3 protein-coding genes and 1 pseudogene are annotated in these 2,489 nt (G+C 62.5%); all 4 read right to left on the bottom strand.

Going from position 1 to position 2,489, the window contains the following annotated elements; all coding sequences use genetic code 11:
• Nucleotides 1–334: 334 nt before the first annotated feature.
• Nucleotides 335–1,108: a formyl transferase gene (locus IHE49_RS18330; protein ID WP_192160655.1), complete on the bottom strand. Its 774-nt coding sequence runs from the start codon at nt 1,106–1,108 to the stop codon at nt 335–337.
• Nucleotides 1,105–2,076: a polysaccharide deacetylase family protein gene (locus tag IHE49_RS18325; protein ID WP_192160653.1), complete on the bottom strand. Its 972-nt coding sequence runs from the start codon at nt 2,074–2,076 to the stop codon at nt 1,105–1,107. The genes IHE49_RS18330 and IHE49_RS18325 overlap by 4 nt, the downstream gene beginning before the upstream one ends.
• A 16-nt stretch (nt 2,077–2,092) precedes the next feature.
• Nucleotides 2,093–2,278 (bottom strand): hypothetical protein, encoded by a 186-nt coding sequence (locus IHE49_RS18320; RefSeq protein WP_192160647.1) that lies wholly within the window; start codon nt 2,276–2,278, stop codon nt 2,093–2,095.
• A 58-nt stretch (nt 2,279–2,336) separates the two neighbouring features.
• Nucleotides 2,337–2,489, bottom strand: a pseudogene (locus tag IHE49_RS18315) (Vi polysaccharide biosynthesis UDP-N-acetylglucosamine C-6 dehydrogenase TviB); the annotation flags it as partial.

The following is a 2,489-nucleotide window of genomic DNA, read 5'->3' as shown; positions in this document are numbered from 1 at the left end:
CACGATGGCGAGTCGGGTGTTTTCCAGCTTCCGCATACAGTCATCCCGAGGTGTTTTGGGTAGCGTCTGATGCGCATGCAGCGCGTGTCGGCCGATCGACGGGGACGCACGCTTGCGCTGGGGCGAGCGCGGTGCCGACTGTACGAAGGTATATCGTGCGGAGGATGTGTAGGACCTGTACGGCGCGATGAAGTCATCTCGAGTTAATGTGCGGCTTCCTCGGACCATGTGACCGGCGCTTCCGCGTGCTGAGTGCGTGAACGCTTTCTCACCCGTGGAATCCGCCACGCTTCGGCTATCTCATCGTCGACCGCTCTGCTCTTGCTCGACGCTCTTATCTGACAGATTTGGTAAGCCGATATCTCAGGTACTGGCCCAGGGTGGGGTGATACCAAAGCCTTGACGGGCTGACTCCATCGCGGCTGACGAGGGTGCCATCGACCACGTCGTGCAAGGCTTGCTTCATCAGCGGGATTCCCGCGGCAAGCTGATGCAGCGGATAGGTATTGAAGCCGTCGCTGTCTTCGATACGGATGCGCTGCTGGTACAACACACCGCCAGTATCCACGCCGGCGTCGACCAGGTGGACGGTGACGCCGCAATTCTCGACGTCGTCGTGGACCAGCGCCCAGTAACCGCCGTGCACGCCGCGGTAGCGCGGCGTGATGCCGGCATGGGTGTTGATGAAGGGGCGCTGGATGCAATCGATCACCTTGCGCGAAATGATCCGCGTGCCGTTCACGACCACTGCATCCGGATCGAGTTTTCTGAGCAGGCGACGCACCGCTGCGATATTTATGCTGTCCACTTGATGGGCGATGGCCTCAGGTGGCGCAGCGGCGTGCAATCCGTAGCGAAGGATCAACGCGTCGCTGCGGCGGCGCTGCAATCGCGCCAGCAGCCGGTTGAATGCGATGAAGGCAAGTTGGCCGATGACCGTGAACCAGCCCAGCTGGCTCACCCGGTACCGGATCATGGACCGTGCCGACGGTTTGCGCTCCGTCACTACCGCGAGGATCTCCATCTCGCCCGCCAGTGCGTTGTAGAGGAACCGGGACGAGGGCCCGTCGCCGCACAGCATGACGATGCGTGGAATCCGCCGGCTCATTGCGCAGCCAGTGCATCGGCAAGTTCGGCCATGCCCAGCGAGCGCATGCCCTCATGTTGCCGCAGGCGTTCGAACTCCTCGATCACCCGTTCCAGGAAGCCCATGTTCTGGTCGGTGTCGATGCCGAAATTGTGCGGATGCCACCACAGGTGGAAGACTTCCTGACGCTTGGCGGCATGGCGCATCGCATGCGTGATCCTGCGCAACCGCAGGCCGTCCGCCCAGGCCAATCGCGGGTTGTGCGGCCGCAGGAAACGGCTGGCCGGAAAATTGAGTGGCGGCCTGCCGGCGCAGCTTTCCAGCGCATACGTGTGATGCCCGCTGAGATTGATATAGCTGTCGAGCAGGCGCCCCATGCGGCGCACGGCGTTCTGGCCAACACGATCGGTGGCGGCGTAGAGCCAACCATGCTCGTTGCCCCGGTAAGCGCCGATGCCATGTTCGGCCAGCACTTCCAGGTAATCGGGATTCCACTGGTTGCGGGGAAACACCAGGCTGCGCAGGGCGATCCCCTGCGCAGCCGCAGTGCGAACGGCCGCGGCGAGATCGGCGCGGAACGCCGCAACCGTCTGGCCGGCTTCACGGCAGTAGTAGTGCGAGAACGTGTGGCTTGCGATTTCCTGTCCGGGTGTCGCGGCGATCAGGTCGACCAGGTCGGGGGCGAAGTGATAGCGCCCATCGAGATCGGCGGACTGCTCCAGGTAGCGGTACGGGCAAAGCGCGCTGTTCTTGTAGCCGGGCTTTACCGTTGGAGCCGCCGAAAGGGCCGCGTCGCGGTTGCGGCAAAAAAGAAAGCCTACGGTCGCCCACGTGGCGTGGACTTGGTGTTGCTCGAACAAGTCCAGCATGCGCGGGATGGCTTTCCGTGCGCCATCGAGACGATTGCGGAAGGCATCGAGGCCGCGCGTGTCGCGTACGCCCCAATACAGTTCAAAGTCGATGGATATGGTGAATGTGCCGGTGCTCATTCCAGTTCCAACCGCTTCACGCCGATAAGAACGTATCGGCTTGACGGAAGCGCGCATTCGTCAACTGCGCTTTGCAGTACTCGCTGTGTCGGTGGCCGAAATTGGCGACATCGGCATTTATCGAAATTTCTGATGCGTATATCCAGTCGCAGGAGTGGGTACCGGTGGCCTCGTCGCTGCGTTCAAGTAACGGCAGGGCCACGTATGAATCGATGAAGGGGCGGAGCTCGCAACCGCTACCTGCATGGCACGAATCCTGATCAAAGGCGGCCGTCCACGGCATCGCGCGGCAGCACGTACTTCACGTCGTAGAGCACGGACGAAGGTTTGCCATAGGCACGCACGCCGTCGGCGCCCAGCGCCACGAACTGCCGGTGGCCCACGGCCACGATCACCGCATCGTAGGCAGCCGC

It is taken from the genome of Rhodanobacter sp. 7MK24, from assembly GCF_014842995.1.
In the GTDB taxonomy this organism is placed as follows: Bacteria; Pseudomonadota; Gammaproteobacteria; order Xanthomonadales; family Rhodanobacteraceae; genus Rhodanobacter_A.
Note: the sequence above shows the minus strand (reverse complement) of the source record. Positions and strands in the feature narration are given on the sequence as shown.